At 43.1% G+C, this 23,953-nt stretch carries 19 protein-coding genes; 1 reads left to right on the plus strand and 18 read right to left on the minus strand.

From position 1 onward, the window contains the following. Positions 1-34 precede the first annotated feature (34 nt). From msr(D) to SM122_RS03155, 15 genes are all read right to left on the minus strand, one after another. Complete coding sequence (gene msr(D), locus SM122_RS03085; protein ID WP_000420313.1) at positions 35-1,498, minus strand: ABC-F type ribosomal protection protein Msr(D); 1,464 nt, start codon at positions 1,496-1,498, stop codon at positions 35-37. A gap of 119 nt (positions 1,499-1,617) precedes the next feature. Beyond that, positions 1,618-2,835 (minus strand): macrolide efflux MFS transporter Mef(A), encoded by a 1,218-nt coding sequence (mef(A), locus tag SM122_RS03090; RefSeq protein ID WP_024052921.1) that lies wholly within the window; start codon positions 2,833-2,835, stop codon positions 1,618-1,620. 385 nt (positions 2,836-3,220) lie between these two features. Further along, on the minus strand, positions 3,221-3,391 hold the full coding sequence (locus tag SM122_RS03095) for a hypothetical protein (protein WP_002941306.1): 171 nt from the start codon (positions 3,389-3,391) through the stop codon (positions 3,221-3,223). 392 nt (positions 3,392-3,783) lie between these two features. Then, positions 3,784-5,139, minus strand: a complete 1,356-nt coding sequence (gene rlmD / locus SM122_RS03100; protein WP_324737787.1) for a 23S rRNA (uracil(1939)-C(5))-methyltransferase RlmD — start codon at positions 5,137-5,139, stop codon at positions 3,784-3,786. Positions 5,140-5,201: 62 nt separating this feature from the next. Then, positions 5,202-6,515, minus strand: coding sequence for an LCP family protein (locus SM122_RS03105; protein ID WP_324737788.1), 1,314 nt, complete (start codon positions 6,513-6,515; stop codon positions 5,202-5,204). Next, positions 6,512-7,366, minus strand: coding sequence for a prephenate dehydratase (pheA, locus tag SM122_RS03110; RefSeq protein ID WP_155169043.1), 855 nt, complete (start codon positions 7,364-7,366; stop codon positions 6,512-6,514). Before pheA ends, SM122_RS03105 begins: the two co-directional genes overlap by 4 nt. Next, the gene (locus SM122_RS03115) at positions 7,357-7,842 is read right to left on the minus strand and encodes a shikimate kinase (protein ID WP_155169041.1); all 486 of its coding nucleotides are present in this window, start codon (positions 7,840-7,842) and stop codon (positions 7,357-7,359) included. The genes pheA and SM122_RS03115 overlap by 10 nt, the downstream gene beginning before the upstream one ends. Next, on the minus strand, positions 7,835-9,118 hold the full coding sequence (gene aroA / locus SM122_RS03120; protein WP_155169040.1) for a 3-phosphoshikimate 1-carboxyvinyltransferase: 1,284 nt from the start codon (positions 9,116-9,118) through the stop codon (positions 7,835-7,837). The genes SM122_RS03115 and aroA overlap by 8 nt, the downstream gene beginning before the upstream one ends. A gap of 172 nt (positions 9,119-9,290) precedes the next feature. Continuing rightward, positions 9,291-9,629 (minus strand): YlbF/YmcA family competence regulator, encoded by a 339-nt coding sequence (locus SM122_RS03125; RefSeq protein ID WP_003014453.1) that lies wholly within the window; start codon positions 9,627-9,629, stop codon positions 9,291-9,293. Positions 9,630-9,729: 100 nt separating this feature from the next. Then, positions 9,730-10,836, minus strand: coding sequence for a prephenate dehydrogenase (locus tag SM122_RS03130; RefSeq protein ID WP_155169038.1), 1,107 nt, complete (start codon positions 10,834-10,836; stop codon positions 9,730-9,732). Positions 10,837-10,852: 16 nt separating this feature from the next. After that, a complete protein-coding gene (gene aroC / locus SM122_RS03135) occupies positions 10,853-12,019 on the minus strand; it encodes a chorismate synthase (RefSeq protein ID WP_155169036.1) in 1,167 nt (388 codons plus the stop codon). Positions 12,020-12,025: 6 nt separating this feature from the next. After that, positions 12,026-13,099 carry a 3-dehydroquinate synthase gene (gene aroB / locus SM122_RS03140; protein ID WP_049474749.1) on the minus strand — a complete coding sequence of 358 codons (1,074 nt, stop codon included), beginning with the start codon at positions 13,097-13,099 and terminating at the stop codon, positions 12,026-12,028. A 162-nt stretch (positions 13,100-13,261) separates the two neighbouring features. Beyond that, the gene (aroE, locus tag SM122_RS03145; RefSeq protein WP_031575000.1) at positions 13,262-14,134 is read right to left on the minus strand and encodes a shikimate dehydrogenase; all 873 of its coding nucleotides are present in this window, start codon (positions 14,132-14,134) and stop codon (positions 13,262-13,264) included. Further along, positions 14,124-14,801 (minus strand): type I 3-dehydroquinate dehydratase, encoded by a 678-nt coding sequence (gene aroD / locus SM122_RS03150; RefSeq protein WP_031574997.1) that lies wholly within the window; start codon positions 14,799-14,801, stop codon positions 14,124-14,126. The genes aroE and aroD overlap by 11 nt, the downstream gene beginning before the upstream one ends. After that, positions 14,798-15,961, minus strand: coding sequence for a class I SAM-dependent rRNA methyltransferase (locus SM122_RS03155; protein WP_155169034.1), 1,164 nt, complete (start codon positions 15,959-15,961; stop codon positions 14,798-14,800). The genes aroD and SM122_RS03155 overlap by 4 nt, the downstream gene beginning before the upstream one ends. Positions 15,962-16,191: 230 nt before the next feature. Here SM122_RS03155 and SM122_RS03160 point away from each other — a divergent pair, with 230 nt between their 5' ends. After that, positions 16,192-18,351: an LTA synthase family protein gene (locus SM122_RS03160; protein ID WP_070586093.1), complete on the plus strand. Its 2,160-nt coding sequence runs from the start codon at positions 16,192-16,194 to the stop codon at positions 18,349-18,351. 52 nt (positions 18,352-18,403) lie between these two features. On the opposite strand, the gene pulA is transcribed toward SM122_RS03160, so the two are convergent. The 3 genes from pulA to ligA all read right to left on the minus strand — a co-directional run bounded on the left by pulA (position 18,404) and on the right by ligA (position 23,722). Then, positions 18,404-20,713, minus strand: a complete 2,310-nt coding sequence (gene pulA / locus SM122_RS03165) for a type I pullulanase (protein ID WP_324737789.1) — start codon at positions 20,711-20,713, stop codon at positions 18,404-18,406. Between the two features lie 78 nt (positions 20,714-20,791). Continuing rightward, positions 20,792-21,754: a diacylglycerol kinase family lipid kinase gene (locus tag SM122_RS03170; protein ID WP_003006748.1), complete on the minus strand. Its 963-nt coding sequence runs from the start codon at positions 21,752-21,754 to the stop codon at positions 20,792-20,794. A gap of 9 nt (positions 21,755-21,763) precedes the next feature. Then, the gene (ligA, locus tag SM122_RS03175) at positions 21,764-23,722 is read right to left on the minus strand and encodes an NAD-dependent DNA ligase LigA (protein WP_324737790.1); all 1,959 of its coding nucleotides are present in this window, start codon (positions 23,720-23,722) and stop codon (positions 21,764-21,766) included. Positions 23,723-23,953: the final 231 nt, after the last annotated feature.

A 23,953-nucleotide genomic window follows, 5' to 3' on the forward strand; every position in this document is an offset into this window, starting at 1 on the left:
GAACAGACTATACTGACCAGCGACTACCTTAAATTTAATGTTTCAGATTTATTTTCTTATCTCTAATTTCATAAACTACATCTGCTACATTTTCGAGTAATCGTTTATCGTGGGTGATAAACACGATAGTTCCGGTGTACTCCTTCATTAGTATTTCCAAAGCCTCTAAACTTGGTATGTCAAGGAAGTTACTGGGTTCATCCATTATTAGGATGTTATATCTACCCATGAGCATTTTAGCAAGCAACAATTTTATAATTTCTCCACCGCTTAAAACAGATAAACTTTTTCCAATATCGTTCTGTTTGAACCCCATAGATGCTAGCACTGAACGAATTTCTGATATATTGTAGTCACAATCCTTCTGCATAAACTCCATAACATTCTGATTACTGTTGTACTTGTAACCATTCTGTGCAAAGTAACCTATTTTTGCCTTAGGCGAAATAGAAATTCCTTCTTCATGGTTTAAGATCATTTGGATTAAAGTTGTTTTTCCGATTCCATTACCACCAGTTAACGCCACTTTTGCTCCTAACGGAATTTGAAAAGATGCATTTTCAAACAGTGCCTTATCCCCAAATACTTTATTAATTTCTGCACCGACTATAGGGTATGGATTATGGAGCTCCAATGCTTTACTTTGCCTGAAACGAATTCTGCGAATGCCTTCCGGAGCTTCTACTTTTCCTAAGGCCGCAATCCTGTGCTCTAGGGTTTTAGCAGCATTATACATCTTTTTTTCCTTACTTCCTATTGATTTTTGATGAGCTAAACGCCCTCCGTCTTCAGTACTTTTTTTCTTTGAAGAACCTTTTGCCTTCTGTTCTATTTTACGAGCCTGTTTTCGCTTTTCCTCCGCAGCCCTTTCCAATCGGGCACGTTCCGCAATAAATTGTTCGTATTCTGCAGCTTGGCTCTTACGTTCTTCCTCTTTCTGACGAAGATAATCAGAATAGTTTCCCCAATACTCAGTGATTTTGCCATCTTTCAGTTCCCATATTTTATCTACTATTTCATCAAGAAAATAGCGGTCATGGCTAATAACTAACAGTGCACCTGTAAAATATTTTAGCTGTCCTATTAGAAAATCAATTCCTTCACGGTCTAAATGGCTCGTAGGTTCATCCGCTAAAATACCATGAACCTGTGCCGATAAGGCCTGTGCTATTTTAAGCCTTGTTTCTTCACCACCGCTCATAGTCTGTATATTTAATTGCTCAACACCTAGCTTGCCTACAAGTGCAAAATCTTTTTCCTCCTGCAGAGTTACTTCGTCCAACTGGGGAATATAGGCAAGTTCACCCAGACGATTCATTTTACATCCTGGGGGAGTTAATTCTCCTAAAAGTACCCTGAGTAAAGTGCTTTTTCCAGCACCATTTGCTCCTACTAAACCAATACGGTCATAATCATATACTTCTAATTCATTTATATCTAAAACATCGCGTCCTTTGAATTCCACACGAATGTCTTTTGCTTTTAATATTAATTCCATAACATTTCCTCCTGTCTATAATCGCATGCTTTCATTTGCTTGTATGCAGGGAAAACCCTGCGATTTTAGCAGGAAGAGTTACATGAAAATAAGATACATAAATATTCCTCCAATATTGTTTATTTTAAATCTAATTTTCTAACCTCAGTTATCATTTGGCAAACTATAGCAATGCCAATAATTAAAATACCTGATAGTAAAAACCAATGATTTACACCGATTTTATCAGCAAAGAATCCAGAAAGAATTAACCCAATTGGCATAGCAAGTGACATGATACTTCCGGTCAAAGAAAATACACGTCCTAAATATTCAGGCTTAATTTTCTCCTGAAAAAGAGCTGTTTGCACACCGCTATAAAATGGCACCGAAAGCCCCATTATTGCACAGCAAACTACAAATATTACAAATCCATTTGGAGGAAGTATTCCCGAAACGGCTAAACTGGTCCCCATTATAAAAAATGAACTTGTTATTAGTAATACATGCTTTTCGAAGCCCCCTAATCTTCCTAATAATAAGCCTCCTGCTAGCATCCCAAATGCAAAGGAAATTTCCGTAATAGAAATATGCACAGGCGTTCCATTAAAGTGTTCCATGCTTATTAAAGGAAATAGTGCATTGATTGGCATATAAACAAAAGTATATAGTGTTCCTAAGAGTAATAAGGCAAACAATCCTTTGTTTTGTCTCAGAACCACAACTCCTTCTTTCATCTCTCTTATGAAATTTGGTTCTAAACTTTGCACTTGATTACCCAGCTTAGGTATACGTACAATTGCTACCGTAATAGATGCAATCACAGCACCCAATACGTCGATGGCAATAATAGCATTTAAATCCCAAACGGAGTATAAGAGTGCTGCAACTGCCGGACTAACAATATAGCTTATAGACTGCAAAGACTGACTATAGCCTGCGCATTTCGTTAGCTGTTCTTCTGGTACTAAAAGTGGTGTAACCGCATTGAGTGCTGGGGTATGAAAAGCTGTTCCAATGCTACGGATAAACAATACTATCATAATCATCCAGACAGGTAGCTCCATACAGAATGCAACAATAGCAAGCACTGCACCAGCTGCTGCGATAATTAAATCGGCACCAATCATTATCTTCTTCCTATCATGACGATCCACTAGCACACCAATGGCAGGTCCCAAAATCGCATAGGGTAAAAAACCTACTAATGAAGCCATAGACAAGACCATCGCAGATCCTGTTTTTTCTGTAAGGTAAAAAATAATCGCCATTTGCAGGATGGCACTAGTGATTAATGATACTGCTTGCCCTGCCCATATTGCATAAAATTTTCGTTTCCAATTGTTGTATTTTTCCATTTATATTATCTCCTGCATATTATTTTGCTTGAATTTCTATTTTGAATAGCATTCTAGGCAATAAAAAATGCAGGCCAAACCCCACAATGTGGCTTTTGGTCTGCATACATACAATTTGGAAACATTCATATTAAAGACATAGTTAAATAAAGGTATAGTTAAATAACCAATATCCTCACCGTAACTAATGAATGCTCAATATCGTATAAATAAGCACAACAAAAAAGCCTATCATTGGGTATAGATTCTGCTTTTTTTATTGCCAGCTTATCTTAAACGCATTGAGGCTGTCATAGTTTCGGTTCCTCCTACATCTTTGTTTATATCAATTTATAGTATAACACAACAAGATGATATGTTCAATATAAAAGTTATGGAATGAGTCTCATACTTCCAATTCGATGCCAGATTTAAAGGATATGACGAAGTGTTCTTCATAGACTGTAACGCTCTGGATTATCTTCCTTAGTAGCAAGCGATTAGCTTTCACAAAATCTTCTGTTTGTAGTTTTAAAAATTCATCAGGATTTTCTAACTCAACCTCAAAATATTTCATTTTACATTCCCTCATTTCATTTATTGATAAATTGAGTTTACAAAAAAGAGTGGACAATTTTTGTCTACTCTTGACCTTTAAAATAGTTTTTTTAAAAACGATTTGAAGTTGCCTAAATTATTACTTATTCGGTAAAATGCAGTATTCCTTTCAACAGCTTTCCTTCAACTACACTTCACTTGATTCAAACAAGGTGGGGATGTATCTATTCCCACAAACTCCTTGTCAATGGAAACAAACACGTACCCACAGTGTAAATGGAAATAGAAACTGATAATTTCTAGCTATCACTTCTACTCCCTCCAAAAAATTACTCACTCTGATACTCCCCCCCATACGACAAAAAGCCTTACAATTCAAGGCTTTTCATTATCCCTTTCGTTCAAAGGTTTCTAGGCTTTTACGAGCAGAGCAACACACTCCACGTGGTGCGTCTGCGGAAACAAATCCACCGGCTGAACTTTCTTCAATTCGTATCCCAACTCTTGATAAAGTTTGATATCACGCGCCATGGTTGCGACATTGCATGAGATATAGGCGATGCGGTCAGCTCCTGTTTGGGCGCTTGCTTTGATAAAGCTTTCAGTCAAGCCCTTGCGTGGTGGGTCGACCAGGATGGCAGTTGGTTGGATGCCTTCCTTGAGCCAACTTTTCATGGCATTTTCAGCTGTGTCACAGACATAATGGGCATTTGTGATGCCATTTAAGCTAGCATTCCTCTGGCTATTTTCTACTGCTTCTGGAATGACTTCGACACCATAAACTTCCTTGACATGCTTAGCGACGGATAATCCAATAGTTCCGATTCCTGAGTAGGCATCGATCACCACATCATCTTCTCTTAACTCCGCAAAGTCAATGGCTGTCTGATAGAGCTTCTCTGCCATTTCGGTATTGACCTGGTAAAAGGCTGGTCCTGAGATTTGGAAGCTATTGCCCAACATTTGATCGGTAATATAGTCTTGACCATAGAGAACTCGCCACTCTTTCCCAAAAATGGCATTGGTATTCTGGTCGTTGATATTTTGCATAACGGATTTGATGGCCGGGAATTGCTTGATAAACTGCTCGATCAACTGGTCCACACGGAAAACCTTGGGACGAGTAGTGACCAAAATGGCCATGATTTCTCCAGAATGATGTCCTCGGCGGACTACAAGATTGCGAATCAAGCCAGATTGTTCCCTCTCATCATAAGGCTTGAGGTCAAACCGACGAATCAAATCTCGAAGAGCCAAGACCACTTGGTCAATGACTGGATCTTGGATGTAGAAATCTTCGATCGGCATCAAATCATGAGAGTTCTTCCGAAAGAATCCTGTCTCTACCTGACCATTGACACGACGAACAGGGACTTGTGCCTTGTTGCGGTATTGGATAGGATGGTCCATCCCCAAGGTCAGGGGCACTTCCATATCAGAGATTCCTGCCATTTTATATAGACTATCCTTGACCTGCTTGGCCTTGAATTTCAGTTGCTCCGGATAAGCTAGGTGTCCCAAGTCGGCGATTCCGCTTCGTAAATAGGCAAGATCAAGCTCTTCATTACGATGAGGGGATTTTTCTAAGTACTCCTCTACTTTTCCGTAGCCAATCTTTTTGTTGACTTTAAGCACGCGCATGCGGATGATTTCTCCTGGCAGGGCATTCTCCACAAAAAAGACCAGGCCATCGACCTTAGCCACTCCAGCTCCTTCGTGTGTCAAATCAACAATCTCAACGGTTACAATTTCATTTTTCTTTAACATGGTGTTCTATCTTTCTACAAATTAAAAGAGGTGGAGTCCAAAACTCCTATCCCCTTATTATATCATCTCAGTCCCATTTGGTACAATTTCTTTTTATAAGCATCGAAATCAACGAGCAAGCCTTGGCCCCCATACATATCGTAGGCATCGACCCAATCCCCATTTTCTGGGATGGTCACTCGTTCAATTCCTTTTCCAGCACTACCGACTAGGCCAAGGCCATTGGTCAATAGGAAGGAGAAAGGTACATTGGTAGACGTCATAGCAAAGACTTTCCCAAGGGCTTCTGATCCCGTAAAGAGTTTGGTTGGATCCTTAATCTGATGCATGATAGCAGACATGACCTCTTGCTGGCGACGGGTCCGGCCAAAGTCCCCTTCATCATCCTTACGAAAACGTGAGTAATTGAGAAGGGTCCGGCCATCCATCCGTTGTTTTCCAACCTTGATGGTTTGCTGCGGAACGACACCGTCTTTCATGTTCAAATCATCTGGTACTTCTACTTCACTGACCTTTTCGCCATCAACCGTTGAAAACTGCGCATTCATCTCGACCCCATTTGGGAAGAGGGTATCGATCGCTGTCGCAAAGGTCTTGAAATCGACCATGGCGTAATATTGGATGTCAATGTCAAAGTTGTCTTTTAGCATCTGACGCACCAATTCAGCCCCTTGGTTGTTATTTTGCTCCCCGATGATGAAGGCAGTATTGAGCTTCTGGTCGTAGTAGCCATCATATTCAGGAATATTTTGCTGGCTGACACCATCGATATGGACCAATGTATCCCGCATGAAGCTGACCATCTTGATCTTGCCTTCTTTGTTATTGACATTGACCACCATGATGGAGTCTGTCCGGGTCTCATCCGATTTCTCACCGATCCGACCATCTGTCCCCAAAATCAGGATATTGACCCCATCTCGCGACTTCTTGCCGTTAAATTTCTCAACGACAGCTGGTTTGGCATCTGGACCTGTCGGCTTACTGTTCAGGCCTTTCACAAACATGAAGACCATGCCACCGATAATGAGCAAGAAAAAGAGAGCAAGCCACTTGAGAATCCGCTTGACGCGGATCTTTTTCCGTGGTTTCTTGGGTGTATCGCTCGTCGCAGCAGCTGCTTTTGTCTTCGTTTTTTTGCTACGTGATTGGTAAACCGGGAGATCCCCAATCGATTCAGCAATCTCTCCTTGCACTTCTTCTGTAGCAACTACTTCAGGTCGAAGGGCTTCTGCTTCCTCATAAGCTCCTTGGCTTTTTTGGAGCAGGTAATTGTATTCTAGTTGTTCTCGTTCATTCAAATAATGAAAATTTGAGTATAAGTACTCTAATCGCTTTCGCTCATGGTGAGATAGAAAGTTTGATTCCTTACTCATTTTTTCTCCATTCCTTTATCTTTTAAGGTATAGACCTGATACTGACCCAAGACTTTTGTCTGAATGCCCAAACTGTCTAATTCTTGATAGGCAAACTGCAGAAGATCAGGCACTTCATTTAGGAGGTCAACAATGAAAAAGTATTCTCCTAAAGCTGTTTTTAGGGGACGACTTTCAATCTTGGTCAAATTGATCCCCCGCCAAGCAAAGGTGGACAAACCTTTATAGAGGGCTCCTGCTAAGTTACTTGGTAAGGTTAAGGCCAAGCTAACTTTTTGAAGAGAGGGATTCAATGCTTCTGAGATCGCTGGCTCAGTTGCCCCTAAAATCCAAAAACGTGTATAATTGTCCTCGATTTCTTGGATGTCTTTGGCCTGGACTTCCAAGCCATACTCACTGGCTGCTGCCAGAGGGGCAATCGCTGCAATTTCCAAGTCTGGATGCTCTGCTACATAGCGAGCCGCATAGGCTGTTGAAGCCGTCATTTCCATGGCCACATCCGGATAATGGGCTCTTAAAAAAGCCTTCCCTTGGGCCAAGGCCTGTGGATGCGAATAGACCGTTCGAATGGGGCGGTCCTTTTTAGTCACCAAGAGCTGTTGCTTGATGGGATAGACCACTTCTGCAACGGCCTGGATGGTCCCTTGGTGAAAGAGGTAATCAAGGGTCTCATGAACACTGCCTTCAATAGAGTTTTCAACTGGGACGACTGCAAAATCGATCTCTTGATTCTCATAAGCCTTGATGACATCTGTGATCGTCCGATAAGCAATGCGTTCAGAAGTTGGAAAGCTATGTGTCGCCACATCATGGGTAAAAGATCCCTTGGGACCAAGATAGCCTACAAGCATCGAATGATCTCCGCAATTTCTTCAGGTGTTTTGTCCTCAACATCCACAATATGGGTAGCAATATCCTCATACAAAGGCAAACGACCATCAAAAATCTTCTTAAATTCTTCTTTTGTGTTGTTTAAAAAGAGGGGACGTTGCATAGCTTTGTCATTTTGAATTCGTCTGTACAAAGTTTCAAAATCTACCCGCAGATAAATGTTGTGAGGATTTTTTTCCAAGAGCGCACGGTTATGAGGATTGACCACAATCCCACCTCCGGGGGAAATGATGGCCGCTTCATTTTCCAATAAACGCTCCAGCATTTCAGCCTCACGACGACGAAAGGCAACTTCCCCTTCCACTGCGAAATAGTCATTGATCGACATCCCTATCTCTTCAACAATTAATTCATCCATATCATGGAACTTTGGATCAAGAATGCGACCAACGGTCGTTTTACCTGTTCCCATAAAACCAAGTAAAATTTTAGCCATGCAGTAAGGTCTCCAAATCTTCAAAAAAACTAGGGTAACTGGTGTTAATGGCCTCTGCCCGATCCAGCATCACATTTCCTTCACTCACTAACAAGGCTGCTATCGCAGCCATCATGCCGATCCGGTGATCTCCAAAGGTCTCTAAGTCTGCTCCATGTAGGGGAGTCGGTCCAGTGATGATCATGCCGTCTTCTGTTGGCACGACATTGGCTCCCATAGCATTGAGGCTATCTGCTACGACCTGTATGCGGTCCGTTTCTTTCACACGAAGCTCCTCAGCATCCGCAATCACGGTTTGACCATTTGCTTGTGTCGCTAGTAAGGCAATAATCGGCAATTCATCAATCAAGCGTGGAATCAACTCCCCATCAATCCGAATCCCTTTTAAGGACGAAGTCTTGACAGTGAGACTCGCAGAGACCGCTTTTTCATCGCGATCCTCAATGGTGAGATCTCCCCCCATTTCTTGAATCACATCGAGAATCCCTGTCCGCGTTTGGTTGATGCCAACATTATTAATCTTGATCACACTATCTGGCAGAATGAGGCCTGCCACTAACCAAAAAGCTGCACTGGAAATATCTCCAGGAACGATGACTTCTTGACCTTGGAACTCTTGTCCACCTTGGATGCGGATAGTTTTTCCATCCACCTGGATCTCTCCACCAAATTGGCGAATCATATCCTCCGTATGGTCACGTGTCTTTTCCTTCTCGATAATCGACGATTCACCTTCAGCTTGTAGAGCGGCAAAAATGAGAGCAGACTTGACTTGGGCCGATGCCACTGGCAAACGGTAATGAATCGGTTGGAGCTGATGGGTCCCTTTTTCATGTAAAGGTGGGCAATCGCGATCTCCCTGACCAGCAATCTCTACCCCCATCTGACGCAGTGGGATCGCGACACGATCCATGGGCCGTTTGGAAAGACTATCATCTCCAACCATGGTCACTGCAAAATCCTGACCTGCTAGGACACCTGATATCAAACGAATAGACGTTCCTGAATTGCCCATGTCAAGGGGAGCGGTCGGAGCTTGAAGACCTTGAAAGCCTACCCCTTGAATCCGAATCACATCCCCATCATCCTGGATGGAGACTCCCAAATCTCGAAACACCTGGATCGTTGAAAGCACATCTTCGCCTCGCAAGATATCATAGACCTTGGTTTCACCCTTTGCAAGACTTCCAAAAATAATGGATCGGTGACTGATGGATTTGTCACCAGGGACTCGAATGGTTCCCTTTAGACCCTTGCTATTGGTTCTTAATTTCATTGCCATCTCCAGAGTGCTTTTCCACATATTCTATCATAAATAGGACATGAATTCAATTTTTGATCAAAAATTTGGAACAAAAAACGAATGTTTCCAAGCATTTTTTGAGCTTGTTTTCCTCTAGTGGCGAACGAAAATACCAGAGTCGAAATGACAACTCTGGTAGAAATTTCTATTTGTATAAATCTTGAATTGGCTCAAAGATAATCTTTTCAAGATCTGCAAGATAAATAGACAATTGTTGTTGTTTGGTGAAGAATTCATTCACAATCGGACTTGCTTGGATTTTTTCCATATAGTCCTTCATTTCTTGTTGCACAGCTTCTGTTGGAAGTTGACCGGATTGCATCAAGCCTTGTAGTTGATTTTGGAAAGCGACGTATTCGTCAAACAGCGTTTTCGCTTCTGGATTTGCTTCGATCGCTTGCTTGCTTTCTACGACAGCCTTATATTCAGGAAGGTCTCGCAGAGTCCGAGAGAGTTCGTTTGCTACATCATAAATATTTGCCATTTTCTAGGCTCCTTTACTGATAAGATACTTCTATTATACTGCTTTTCCTTCAATATTCCTAAAATGAAGCAGGCCTTTTGATGCAAATCCTTCTGTAGACCTAGCGAGCAAGGACGGTATAAGACGTCGCTTGGCTGATCAATGTTTGAGCCCGCTCTTGATCCTCTGCATTTTTAAAGGTCAGCTGCAAAATTCCGTGGATATCCTCCCGATTTTCTTCATTGATGTGAATATTGACCAAGGAAATCCCTTGTAGGAGTTGTAAGATTTCGAGGATCACACCTTCCTTATCGGGGACATCGATAAAGAGATCATAGGCACTATCGCGTCCAGCACGCTGATGGATCTGCAATTCTTTTCGGTGCTTCCGCCCTTCTTGGAAAAAGGACCAAATGGCCTCCTCGTTATCTGCTTGAATGGTCTCAGCCACCTGATCCAAACGGCCTTTGAAATCTTCAATCCGCTCTAATATCGCTTGAGGGTTGGACAAGAGAATAGAAGTCCACATGCCTGGCTCACTTTCCGCAATCCGTGTCATATCTCGAAAGCCACCAGCCGCAAAACGGCGAGTCATTTCATGCTCTTCCCCATAAGCTACGGCCTGCTCGACCAGTGTCGAGGCTAAAATATGAGGGAAATGGCTGATCTGGGAAGTCACCCGATCGTGTTCCTCGGCGTCGATTTCAATAAAGCGAGATCCCAGTCCAATCAGAAGCTCTTTCAACTCTTCCATGGCACCCCCTGTCGTCAAGCTGGAAGGGGTAAAAATATAATAGGCATTTTCAAATAAGGTGGCATCTGCCGCTGCAGCACCTGTCTTATGACTACCAGCCATGGGGTGCCCTCCCACAAAGCGAACAGCCTTGTCTGTAAACAATTTTTCAGCTTGTGCGACAATTTCTGCCTTGGTAGAGCCTGCATCTGTCACCAGTACCTGGTCTTTCAAATTCAGGCCAGCTAAGGTTTCTAAGTAAGACTTGGTTTGCTTAATCGGAAGCGCCAAAATAATGATATCTGCTAAAGGGGCAAAAGCTGCGAAATCATCCGTCACTTGATCCACCATTCCTCTTTCAAGGGCGATGGTTCGAGAGGCTTCACTACGATTGTAACCAAGAACGGTCAAATGTGGGTGGGCCCTCTTAATGCCCAGCGCGAGGGATGTACCAATTAAGCCCAAGCCTGCAATATAAACAACTTTCTTCTCCAAAGGAAAACTCTTTCTCTTAAAAATTCTTCGTAAAATCCCGGTGCTTGGCAACGGCTTCTTTCAATTCTTCCATATTATCGGATGAGAATTTTTCAAGTACTTCTGTAGCAAGGACCGTTGCGACCACTGCTTCCATCACCACTCCTGCAGCTGGTAGAGCCGTTGGATCGCTACGCTCAACTGTTGCCTTATAAGGCTCATGGCTTTTGATATCCACACTCATCAAGGGTTTGTAAAGCGTTGGAATAGGCTTCATGACGCCACGAACCAGAATCGGCTCTCCGTTAGTCATGCCCCCTTCAAAACCACCAAGATTATTAGTACGACGGGTATAGCCAGCTTCTTCAGACCAGACGATTTCATCCATAACTTGACTCCCTTTTAGGCGACCTGCTTCAAAACCAAGACCGAACTCAACTCCCTTAAAGGCATTGATAGAGACCACTCCTTGAGCGATTTTGGCATCCAATTTCTTGTCCCATTGTACATAGGAGCCTAGTCCAACAGGCACACCGCCAACCAAAGTTTCCACAATTCCCCCGATGGTATCGCCATCTTTTTTCACTTGGTCAATGTAGGCCTTAACGGCTTCTTCTTGTTCTGGCACAACGATCGAAACTTCCGACTTCGCTGCCTTTTCCTTGATTTCTGAAACGGTTAGATTCTCGGGAATTACAATCTCGATTCCCCCAAAATTAACAATGTGGCTGGCTACTTCAAGGCCGATCTCTTCTAAAATCCGTTTAGCAACTGCACCAACGGCTACACGCATGGTCGTCTCACGGGCAGAAGAACGTTCGAGCGAATTACGAAGATCGTCAAAACGGTATTTCATCCCTCCGACTAGATCGGCATGACCAGGACGTGGCTTGGTGATCTTACGCAGATTTTTCTTTTTCTCTTCAACCGGTGCTACATTCATGATCTCCAGCCATTTTTGGTGATCCAGATTGGTCACATTCAGAGTAATCGGACCTCCCATGGTCAAGCCATGACGGACCCCTGATGTGATCTCAACACGGTCACTCTCGATTTTCATCCGAGCACCACGACCATAGCCACCTTGTCGACGTCTGAGCTCTTTATTAATATCCTCTTCAGATAAAGGAAGGCCTGCCGGAACCCCCTCAATGATGGCTGTTAGTCGAGGCCCATGGGACTCTCCTGCTGTTAAATATCTCATACGACCTTATTCCTTTCTTTCTAAAAAGTCCTTCATTTCTTGAAGAGGGATTTGATGAATCGCTGCTCGCCCCAACTCTGGAACAATGACTAATTTCAAGTTCGTCCCACGCGCTTTTTTGTCATGGGTCAAGGCTTGATAAAGGGCTTCTTTATCCCAGTTCTCATAGGTCACCGGAAGGCCAAATTTCCGGCACATTTCTTCGATTTGTTGGCTGATTCCTTTTGGCATCAAGCCCTTTTCTTCTGCAACTCGGGAGAGCTGCACCATGCCCATACTGACAGCTTCTCCATGCATAACCTGCCCATAACCAGCTGTCGCTTCAATAGCATGTCCAATAGTATGCCCAAAGTTGAGATACAGGCGAATGCCATTGTCCAACTCGTCTGCCACAACATGGTCTCGCTTCACCAGGCAAGAATGGGAAATGATGCTCTCTGCATGCTCTAAAATACTCTGGACAGAACCATCCATGGCTTCCAATTCTTCCCAAAGTTCCGTATCTTGGATGAGGCCGTACTTAATGACTTCGCCCATTCCCTCGATCAATTCACGGTGCCCCAACGTGCTCAACACTTCAGGATCAATAAACACACCGTCTGGTTGAGCAAAGGTCCCTACCATGTTTTTAGCAAGTGCTGTGTTGACCCCCGTCTTTCCCCCGATAGAAGAATCTACCTGTGCGGTCAAGCTAGTCGGGATCTGAACAAAGGAAATTCCACGCATATAGGTCGAGGCAGCAAAACCAGCCAAATCACCAACTACGCCACCCCCAAGAGCAACGATTCCATCACTGCGCGTCATGCCCTGGGTAGCTAGAAATTCATAAACTTTTGAAACAGTGGTTAGATTCTTACTGGCTTCCCCTTGAAGAAACTCAAAGCGCACCACTTGAAAACCAGCTTTCTCAAGGCTCTTCTCTACGATAGACGCATATAGCTTAGCCACGCGGTTATCGGAAATAATCGCGACTTTTTTATCGCTCCAAAGAGTGCGCAACCAGTCTCCAACCTGGTTAAGACCACCTCTTTCAATCACAATATCATAGGAATGTCCTGGAATAGGTACCGATACGTTCATAGGAATCTCCTTCACGTTTTTCTTTGATTCTATCTTATCATGAAATAGGGCACATGTCTCAATCAAAATGAAAAAGAGACTAGAGCAAGACTGTTTTTTAAAAAATCAGTTCTTGTTCTAATCTCATAAAGCTTTTTCAATAGGAAAAGGTAAAACCCTCTCTTAGTCACATACAAATTGGCGATATTCTGTTGTCAATGCTTCCCATACAGACTCTGTAGGAAATACTTTCCCAGTCATTAATTCAAAGGCTGCTTCAGCTTGATAAAAGAGCATTCCCAGCCCATTTTCCCTCTGGTTTCCTTGATTCACTGCCAATTGCAGAAAGGGGGTCACTGCCGGATAGTAAGCCATCTCTACGATTAAGGCATGTGGGGGAAAGGTCAAGTGACTCGCTATTGGAAGAGACTGACCATCCATTCCAACACCAGTGGCATTTAAGATGAGATCAGCTTGATGAAAAAAGTTTTGAACATCTTCATCTTTCTCAATCGCATACAATTCTATCAAGAAATCAAAGCCTTCTTCAACCAACTGAACTATTGAACGATAATGAACTAATCTCTCCTCTCTCACAAAGACAAGGATACGTTTCACACCTAGATGAATCGCCTGTGCAATAATCGCTAAAGCTGCACCACCTGCACCTAAGAGAACCATTGTTTTTCCCTTAATAGAGAAAGCAGGAGGTAAACTACGAAAGAAACCTATCCCATCTGTATTATAGCCTTTAAGCTTACCATCGCGGTGAACGATAGTATTGACAGAACCGATCTTTCGGGCCATCTCATCCACTTCATCTAAGTAAGGAAAGACCTTCTGCTTGTAGGGCATGGAGATATTGGCCCCAATCATATCCAACTTACGAATTTGGCTGATGGTGCTTTCTAAGTCTTCTTCAGCAATATCCCAAGCTAGATAAGCAGCATTGGTCGCTGTTAATTCATAGGCTAGATTATGGATGAAAGGAGAAATACTATGACGAATGGGATGGGCAATGACCGCTGCCATCCGAGTATATCCGTCAATCTTCATTTAATAACTCCCGAATTCTTCTCATATTTTCAAGAGGAATTTGACCTGGAGCACTTTCATCTCCGACTCTAGCATAAGACCAAGAAGAGCCTGTCAAATCAGCTGTCAAGCGCGAAATCTTCCCGACCTTGCCCATGGAAATCGTTACATATTCTTGCTCAGGGTTCAGTGTCTTGAAACCACGCGTATAATTCATCAAGTCAAGAACATCTTGTTCATTGTGGGCCATGACAGATACTTTGACTAATTTTGGAGAAAAACTGGTCAATTCCGATAAGATCTCCATCATATTTTCCGGAGTTTCTTGGAAGTTATGGTAGCTGAGAACAAGATTTGAAAATTCCAACATCTCTTCAAAGACTTCACGGTGACTATAATACTCGAAATCGATATAATCCGGATGATAGATGGATTGAATATCTTTCAGGATCCCAACATATTCTTCATTAGTCATCTCCATCCCTCCACCTTCAGCTCGAGTCCGCAAGGTGAATAAAATCTCGCGTCCAGCAAATTTCTCAAAAACTGCAGGAGCGACGGTTAAGATCTCGCTTTTTTCTAAAAAGTCCGCACGCCACTCAATAACATCTGCATCCTCGTAACGCGAACTATCTAGTTGTTGCGCCTCTTCTAAGGAGCGAGGCATAATCGAAACAACTAATTTCATACATCCACCCTAATCGTAAATACTTTTAAGTAATTACTACTTTCTTCTTTCTTGTTCCATCGAAAATCTCCCGGAAGTCCGTATTCCGCTAGATAGCAATGCTTACGGCCTTGAAATCCCTTTTCGATTTGTTTTTTAAATTTTTCTTTGGTCACATTTGCCGCATTGGTACTGAGAATCAAGATCCCACCTGGATTTAAAATCTCGAGTGCCTCGCTGACCAATCGATGGTAATCTTTAGCGACTGAAAATGTCCGTTTTTTATTCCGCGCAAAGCTAGGCGGATCAAGCACGATCACATCATAGCTTAGGTCATGGCGTTTGGCATATTTGTAATAGTCAAAGACATCCATCACGACAAAACGATGAGCATCCAGCGCCAAGCCATTTGCCACAAAATGCGCTTCTGATAATTCTCTACTTCTCTTAGCCAGATCGACCGAAGTCGTCTCTACTGCTCCGCCCATGGCAGCTGCAACAGAAAAAGCAGCTGTATAAGAGAACATATTGAGCAAGGACTTACCAGCAGCGAGCCCCTCAACTAAACTTCCTCGGACTTCATGCTGGTCCAAAAAGATCCCCGTCATCAAGCCATCATTGAGAAAGACTTGGTAAGAGACCCCATTTTCAAGAATCAAAAATTCTTGCGGAGCTTCTTCTCCATAGACATGAGCCGATTCATAGTCCAAACCTTTAAAGCGAATCTTTTCATAGCCACCTCGGACTTCTGAAAAAGCTTCTTGAAAGGCTGCTAGAATGGTTTCCTTAATCTGAAATACGAAGGGATTGTACCAAGAAAAAACAACAAACTCACCATATAAGTCAACCGTAAAGCCACCAAAACCATCTCCATCTTGGTTAAAGAGACGAAAGGCCGTCGTCGTTTCATCCGCATAATAAGAACGACGGTATTGCTTGGCTTTGATGAAAAGCTTTTTAAAAAAGTCTTGATCAAAAGCGACCAACTCTTGTGAAACAAACCATCCAATCCCTTTATTTTGTTCAGATAAGTATCCGACCCCGAGGGATTGTCCATCTCCTGAAAGCAATTGAACCTCTTGATCCAAAGCAGGAAGTGACTCAAAATCTTGCTTTTCAAGAAGGGATTGTCCTTGTTTTAATTTTCGAGCTACTTGGCGACTGACTGTGAGTTTTTTCATATCCTCTATTATAGCAAAAGTCTGCAGTTTTCACAAAGAGAGGCTTTATTTACTGGAACTTTTTTTACCGTTTTATCCTAGCTTTCATCATTTAGCTTCAAATGATATAAAATGCCGGATCTTTCCTATTTCTTTCCTCTCCTTTACAGTCATTTTTTTCTTTCTCCATAAAATTGTGGTATACTTGTATATGAAAATTTTTAGGAAATAAGACAAGGAAGTAACATTTTGTGAAAAAAATTACGAATTCGATACTCAATTTCATGAGTACCAGACTAGGATTTGTCTTGACCCTTCTGTTGCTCTACTGGTTCAAAACCATGTGGGCCTATTCAGTTGATTTTAATTTAGACATTCAGGGACCGTATCAGATTTTTCTAGCAGTGATCAACCCATTGCCGATTAGTCTGCTCTTCATTGGTCTTGCACTTTATATCAAACGAACCAAGCTCTTTTATAGTTTGGCCTTTGGGATCTACCTTCTCTTATTTATTTGGTTGATTTCCAACTCCATCTATTATCGAGAGTTTACAGACTTCGTAACGGTCAATACCATGTTGGCTTCCAGCAAGGTTTCTGCCGGTCTCGGAGCTGCTGCTTTAGAATTGTTCCGACCTTGGGATGTGATCTACATTCTAGATTTCCCTATTCTAGCTTTCTTCTTCTTTAAGAAATGGATTCGAATGGACAATCGTCCCTTCAATAAACGAGCTAGTTTTGCGGTTACCTCTTTATCGGCTATGCTCTTTTCGGCCAACCTTTTCCTCGCAGAAATTGACCGACCTGAGCTCTTGACTCGTGGGTTCTCAAACTACTATGTCGTTCGTGCCCTAGGATTACCAGCCTTTCTGGGGTATAGCGCTAATCAGACCTATGCTGCCAACAAAGAACGTTCCAAAGCCTCCGAAGCAGATCTAAAACCGGTGGAAGAATATATCCAACAGCATTACGCCAAGCCTAATCCTGAGTACTTTGGAATGGCCAAAGGCCGTAACGTCATCTACATTCACTTGGAAAGTTTCCAACAATTCTTGATCGATTACAAGTTGAAAGTAGACGATAAAGAATATGAAGTGACACCTTTCTTAAACTCACTTTACCACTCGAAAGAAACCTTTGCCTTTTCAAATGTTTTTAACCAAGTTAAGGCAGGGAAAACGTCTGATGCGGAGACCATGATTGAAACAGGCCTCTTCGGACTCAACCAAGGTTCCTTTATGGTCAACTATGGTGGAACCAATACCCAACAGGCTGCACCATTTATTCTTTCAAAAAATGGTTACAACTCGAGCGCTGTTTTCCACGGAAATGCTGGAAGTTTCTGGAACCGAAATACCGCCTATAAACAATGGGGCTACAATTACTTCTTTGATGCCAGCTACTTCACCAAACAAAACAGCAGCAATTCCTTCCAGTATGGTCTTAATGACAAATACATGCTCAAGGATTCCATCAAATACCTAGAAAGATTGCAACAGCCTTTCTATACCAAGTTCATTACGGTTTCCAACCACTATCCTTATACAACCAGCTTGTCAGGAGATGATCTTGGTTTCCCTCTAGCTAAGACTCAGGACGAAACCATCAATGGCTATTTTGCGACCGCTAACTACCTAGATTCTTCGATCAAAGCATTCTTTGATTACCTGAAAGAATCTGGTCTTTACAAAAATTCCATCATCGTTCTCTATGGGGACCACTACGGAATTTCAAACTCTCGTAACCCAGCTCTTGCTCCTCTACTTGGTAAGAACTCTGAAACGTGGTCAAGTTATGACAATGCCATGTTGCAACGCGTTCCTTATATGGTAGTCATTCCAGGTATGGATAAGGGTGGCATCATTGATACCTATGGTGGCGAAATTGATATGCTTCCAACCTTGGAACATTTGTTAGGTATTGAATCCAACAAATTCCTCCAAGTTGGTCAAGATATGCTCTCACCAGATCATGATCAAATCGTCGCCTTCCGCTCTGCTAACTACTTTGTAACTCCTGAGTATACAAGCTATAGTGGCCGGACCTACTATACAAAAACAGGTGAGGAAATCACGAACCCAGACGAAAAAACCAAGGAAGAACTGGACAAGATTAGGGAAGCTGCTAACCTGCAATTGAAGATTAGTGATAGCATCCAGACCGGTGATCTCCTTCGCTTCTTCAAGGGCAATGATCTTGGAAAAGTCAATCCAGAAGATTATTCCTACACCAATTCCTTCAAGGCATTGAAGAAGATTGAAAAGGAAAAAGGTGACAAATCAACCAGCCTTTATAACCAACGTGGCAACCAGTCTACCGTTGATCTCTTCAAGGCACCAACTTATAAAGAATTGCACCCAGAAGACGATAGTTCTTCCTCAACAGAGACCAGTAGCAGTTCTTCTAAATAAAGAGAATCCCTGAGTTTAAAAACTCAGGGATTCTGTGATTTCTTTAAAAAGATTACGCTTTACCTTCATCTAGGACTTCAAAAACAGAAGCTGTTAAATTCTCCACATAGAATGGTCGTTTATGACGACTATTCCCAACCATCAATTTCAATTTATTTGAATTTTGGAGGTAATATGGAAGTCCGCTGGCGTTGAAGATGACCAAGTACTTCTTGTCTCCTGTTAGTTCAAATATCAGAAGTCCACTACAATCAGTTGCAGATTGGATAAAGACTTGTTGGTAGATTTTATCGTAGCTTTCAAGCCCTAAGACAGGAAGACTTGTCTTCAAATTGATCAAGCTTCGGATATAGGCAATTGATTCCTTGTTTTGACTGACCAGATCCCAGTTGACCTGATTCACAAAATCTGGAGCATTGTAGGAATTCATGGCCCGTTCACGATCCAAAGGAGTGATTTCTCCATCAGGACCTGTCGCTACCAATTTGGTCCTCATGAACTCTTGACCCAATTGCATAAAGGTCATGCCCTGAAAGAGCAGATTCATAGCCGTAGCCAACTCTGAGCGCTTGACCAATCCTGCTACTTTTTCATTCGGATGGAGGGTCTGAAGCAAGTCATAGAGATTATAATTGTCATGAGCCTCCACATAATTCAAAACCTGATTGGGACTTAAATAATGACCCAGCTCCGCACTACCTAGAACAGCACGCGCAACGATATTCTCTGTTGATTTTCGGCTGACAAAGCCACGTTTGATGGAACCATAAACCTCAGCCCCTTTAATAGCATCGCGCTCCGTGTCGTTAAAGAATCCAATACGTGGCAATTGCGCCGCATTGTCTTTCTTAGCCTTATCCTCTGGTGCGAGACCGGTTCCCATGTCCCAACCTTCTCCATAAAGGAGAATGCGAGGATCCAGAGCATCCATCGCCTCCCGAATAGCATTCATTGTCGTCACATCATGAATGCCCATCAAATCAAAGCGGAAACCATCGATCTGGTACTCTTTTACCCAGTGCGTGAGGGAATCAATCATGTACTTGCGGTACATTTCATGCTCACTTGCCGTCTCATTACCGACACCTGTCCCATTTTGGAAGCGCCCATCTGGCTCCATCCGGTAATAATAATCCGGAACTGTATTTTGGAAAGGACCATTCTCAGTTGAGTAGGTATGATTGTAGATCACATCTATGACTACAGAAATCCCAGCTTCATGATAAGCCCGGATCATGGTTTTGAGCTCTTTCATGGTTTGTTTCGGATTGGATGGATCCGTCGAAAAGCTAGTTTCTGGTGCAGAATAATTCTGAACGTCGTAGCCCCAATTATAGGTCACCTGGCCTTCTTCGTCGTACTGTTTAAAGCGATCAGAAATGGGCTGAAGTTGCACGACATTGACCCCTAACTGACGGATATAATCAAAGGCAGTTGCATCACCATGGCTATTGACGGTTCCTTTTTGACAAGCCCCCAGATAGGTCCCACGCAGGACTTCGTCTACACCTGATGTCGGTGACTTGGTCAAATCCCGAAGGTGCATCTCATAAATCACTGCTTGACAAGGATTGTCCAAACGCCAAGGAGTCGCATCGGCGCATTTTTTAGGACCCCAATCAAACTGACGATCTGCTCTTGAGAGAATGGCTGAACGCATTCCATCGGCTGTCGTTGCAATGCTATAAGGATCGCGCGTCACTTGAGTCTGGTGTTCAAAATGCACACGATATTGATAAGCCATGCCACTTAAATTTCCTAGAAAATCTAGAATCCAAACACCTTGGGTGTTTTCTGGATGGTAGCTAGACTCTTGTTTGCCTCGCATCATCGGAATAGTCTTCCAAATAGGCGCATCCAGCTCAGTTGATTGATAAAGCAACAATTCAACTTTCTTAGCCGTTGGTGCCCATAGTTTAAAGCAATGCTCCCCTTCTTCCTCCCGATGACCGAGCCAGCCTTGATACGCCCATTTAGCATCAAACTCTCTAGGGTGCATCGCCATATCGTAGGCATGAGGCTGACGATGGCTGTATGCATGACTCGTCAAAGCAGCTTGCAAAGAATAATAGACTGTGTCGTCTCCATCGAGAATCCACACTTCTCGAACATGCCCTTCTGGTAAGAGTTCGATTTCAAAATCACGGGTCTTGGTGAGCCAATCCCCTTCTTTAACCAGGACATGGCCCCGGTTCAAGGCATGCTCACTCTCGTATACCAGATTTCCCTCCACTCCAAAATAATCCAACTTGGAGAAAGAGACCGATTTTCCTTCTACTTGATCCTGCCACTGCCACATATCATAGGCAAAATAATTTCCTTTTTGCTTATGAAAATGAAGCTTTACATGGTATTGTCGCATAACATTTTCCTATTTCCAATTTAATACCGAAGGAACCATCCGCTTGTAAAACACGTAATGGACTCCAACTATTTGTTTTTATTCTTCAGATGGGTGAACCAAAGCATCGTTGTTGATTTCATCAATATTTGCAAAGAATTCCAAGTGATTATGGAAGACTTCCAATTCAACCGGCGTATCTCCTCCGTACTCCCCATCTAGATTGATACGGAATGGTTGAGCATTTTTTCCTAACATTTCGATCGTCAACTTCTTGGTCTTGAGATATTCTACATTTTCATCGTGCACATGCTTGCCTCCATTGATGGCCTGAATCATCAAGGACAACATGTTAAAGAGCTTAGCAGTTTTTACGATAATCAAGGTAAAGTTCCCATCATCAAGCTTAGCATCTGGCGCGACACTTTCAAAACCAGCAATGGAGTTGGTCAAGGCCACGAAAATCATAGACGCTGGCCCTTCAAAGACACCATTGTCATGCTCAATCCGCACCTTACGAGCCTTGTTTCGCGGCAACATTTTAGCAGCTTCTGCCACATAGGCAAAGTAACCCAAGCGAGATTTAACACTACTTGGAACACTGAAGGTCAATTCTGTCATGGTTCCTGCTGCAGCAATGTTGATGAAATACTTACTGCCATAGGCACGACCAATATCCATCTGAATGGTTTGATTCTTTTCGATAATGCGAGCAGCCGCCACAGGATCACCCATCGGGATCTTCAAGGCACGCGCATAGTCATTGGTGGTACCGGTCGGGATAAAGGCCATCTGCGGACGATTTTCCAGACCTGCGACCCCATTGACCACTTCGTTAATCGTACCATCTCCACCAGCGGCAATGATTAAATCAAAGCCTGCTTTAGCGGCTCTTTCTGCTTCATTTTGGGCAGAAAATGGTTCTGGAGTCGTTTGATAAGCGCTGGTTTCATAGCCCACGTCTTCGAGTACGTCCAAGACTTCCGCAATATTTTTCTTGATAATTTCTTGCCCAGAGGTCGGATTATAAATTAAACGGGCTTTTTTGATTCGTTCTACCATAAAGATCCTCTATAAACTTTCAAGCCAGGCCTCATCTTCTACCTGGATTCCTAATTCTTGTGCTTTGGTTAACTTGCTACCAGCGTCACTACCTGCAACGACCAAATCTGTTTTTTTGGAAACCGATCCAGTTACCTTAGCGCCCAGACTTTCTAATTTTGCCTTGGCTTCTGAACGCGTGAGGCGCTCTAGCTTCCCAGTCAAAACGACTGTCATTCCTGATAGGGCCGCATCAGCAGCGACTTTTTCACCAAGATAAGCCATATTGACACCAGCTTCTTTGAGCTCTTGCAAGAGACGCTTGGATCCTTCTTGCGCGAAATAACTCTTAAGGCTTTCAGCCACGACCATACCGAGACTATCAATGCTGGCAATCCGTTCTGGATCAGCTGTTGCCAATTGATCGAGGTCATGGAATTCTTGGAGCAAGATTTGACTAACCTTGCTACCGACATGGCGGATCCCCAAACCAAAGAGTAACTTCTCAGCTGAATTCTCTTTTGAAGCTTGAATGGCTTCATGGAGTTTTTCAGCAGATTTTTCTTTAAAGCCTTCTAAGGTCAATAGATCCTCTACGCTTAGGCGATAGATCCCTGCCACATCCTCTACTAACTGAGCTGCAAAGAGTTTCTCTACAACAGCTGGACCCAAGCCTGTGATATTCATAGCATCCCGACTGGCAAAGTGGTTCAATCCTTCCTTAATCTGTGCTGGACAGAGCGGATTGATACAGCGAAGGGCCACCTCATCCTCAAAATGAAGCAACTCACTCTGGCAGCTCGGACAATGAGTTGGAATGGCTAATGCTTGATCAGAGACTCGCTTATCTTTGACAACACGCAAGACCGCTGGAATGATATCACCCGCCTTGTAGACAATGACGGTATCATCCTGATGAATGTCTTTTTCAGCAATATAGTCCACATTGTGCAAGGTTGCCCGACTAACAGTGGTTCCGGCTAGCTGGACTGGAGTTAGATTGGCAGTTGGGGTCACAACTCCGGTCCGTCCAACCGTCCAATCCACCGATAAGATTTTCGCTTCTTTTTCTTCAGCTGGAAACTTATAGGCGACAGCCCATTTAGGAGCTTTTACGGTAAAGCCTAGTTCTTCTTGAACAGCTAGGTCATTGACCTTGATGACGATCCCATCGATATCGTAGGGAAGATCCTCTCGAAGCTGAGCTACTTTTTGGATGAAGTCCCAAATTTGCTCCATATCCTCAGCCAGCACTCGCTCTTGGTTCACGACAAAGCCTAAGCGGGCTAATTTCTCAAGCACGCCTTCCTGACTGCTTTGATCCGTCGGGCTCACTTCTTGATACAAGAAAGTTGCAAGATTTCGCTTGGCCACGATTGTCGTATCCAATTGGCGAAGTGTTCCTGCAGCAGCATTCCGCGGATTAGCAAACTCCGGCTCGCCGTTTTCTTGACGGATCTGATTGACCCGATCAAAGGAAGCCCGTGGCATGTAGCACTCGCCTCGAACTGTAATGTTCACTGGCTCTGGTAACACCAAAGGAATATCCTTGACCCGCTTGAGGTTCTCTGTAATATCCTCACCGACAGAACCATCCCCACGTGTCGCTCCTGTTACAAGGACACCATTTTCATAGGTGAGGGAAATGGACAAGCCATCGATTTTCAGCTCACATACATAGCTGATAGAAGGAAATTCCTTACGGACACGCTGATCAAAGGCTTCTAATTCTTCACGCGAAAAAGCATCCTGCAAACTATAAAGGGGATACTGGTGCTGGTATTTGGTAAAACCTTTTAAAACCACCCCACCTACACGGTGAGTTGGACTCTCTGGTAAGATCTCATCAGGATGAGCGGTTTCTAGTTCCACCAACTCCCGATATAATTGATCATATTCACTATCTGAAACAGATGGAGCGTCTTTTGTGTAATACTCGTAAGCATATCGATTGAGTAATTCCACTAATTCTTTCATTCTGGTTTTCATGTTCTTATTTTATCATAAAATCTTAATTTAGCCTTGAATTTACTGCATTCTTAGCATTAAAAAAAGAGGCTGGGACAAAAGTCCTAGCCTCTCAATTATTTTTGGATTGTCGAGCAAGACGCAGTGGTTGAGTGGGCTCTACTACGCTGATTTCATCAGCTTTTACAGCCCTACTCAACTGTGCGGAGGTGAGACGACGAAATCGAATTCTAAGGAATTACCGATTTCTGT

Origin of the sequence: Streptococcus gingivalis (assembly GCF_035544715.1) — a bacterium.
GTDB lineage: Bacteria > Bacillota > Bacilli > Lactobacillales > Streptococcaceae > Streptococcus > Streptococcus gingivalis.